The following is an 858-nucleotide window of genomic DNA, read 5'->3' on the forward strand; positions in this document are numbered from 1 at the left end:
AGCAATATTTTTAGAATCTATCATTGAATGTGAATCTATTATTTTTACTGCTTCCTCTTCGAAAGGTTTAAATCCATGATTAATCTTTACAAGTTTTGTAATAAGTTCGTCCATATTTGAAGATTTTTAAAGTAACATCATTATCTCAGTTTTCTTTTTATATGATAATATTTAGCTAATAATCCGTCATACCACAAGGCGAATAATAGTAAACAGGCTGGGATAAGAAGTGTTTTTAATTGAAAATGCTGATAGGTGAGTGCCCCAATAATCCCTCCCGAAAAGAAACAAATGATGATCATTATTTTTAAAAATATATTTTTATTTATTTGTGTTCTCTTTTCTTTTTGCTTTTGAAAAAACAGCAGTGATAGCTCAATTCCAAGATCTGTAAACAGTCCTGTTAGATGAGTTGTTCTTACTACAGACTGTGAAACACGAGTAACGAGAGCGTTTTGCAATCCCATGGCAAAAAGTAGCATGGAAGAAATTACCAACGGAGCAGAGGAACGAACTGGAAATAATTCAGGTGAGAAACCGATGAGAAGCATTAGAACAATTTCAATAGATAAAGGAATTATATATGAGCTATTGGGGTTGTACTTTGCAGTCCATTCAATTAGCAGTCCTGAAATAAAAGCACCTAATAAAAAAAATAAAATGTATAGCAAATAAATGCCATTTTATAATTTCTTAAAAATAGTTGTTCGGAAAAAAAAGCAAAGTGTCCCGTTACATTTGTTGTAAGGTTGTTAACGGACAGAACTCCAGTAATATTCACTAATCCTGCAACACCAGATAAAATAGAAGCCAGTTTCAAATTATGGGAATATGTTCTTCCTTTCCCTTTGTGTCTAA

Annotated in this window: 1 protein-coding gene and 1 pseudogene; both read right to left on the minus strand. The window is 31.8% G+C overall.

Annotated elements, in window-relative coordinates; all coding sequences use genetic code 11:
* Positions 1 to 140: 140 nt before the first annotated feature.
* Entirely contained in the window at positions 141 to 671 is a 531-nt protein-coding gene (locus AB671_RS19915; RefSeq protein WP_228391010.1) for a YoaK family protein, read from the minus strand.
* A pseudogene (locus AB671_RS22830) lies at positions 644 to 858 on the minus strand (DUF1275 domain-containing protein); the annotation flags it as partial. The gene AB671_RS19915 and the pseudogene AB671_RS22830, both read right to left, overlap by 28 nt.

Source organism: Chryseobacterium sp. BGARF1 (assembly GCF_001677955.1).
Taxonomy (GTDB): Bacteria; Bacteroidota; Bacteroidia; order Flavobacteriales; family Weeksellaceae; genus Chryseobacterium.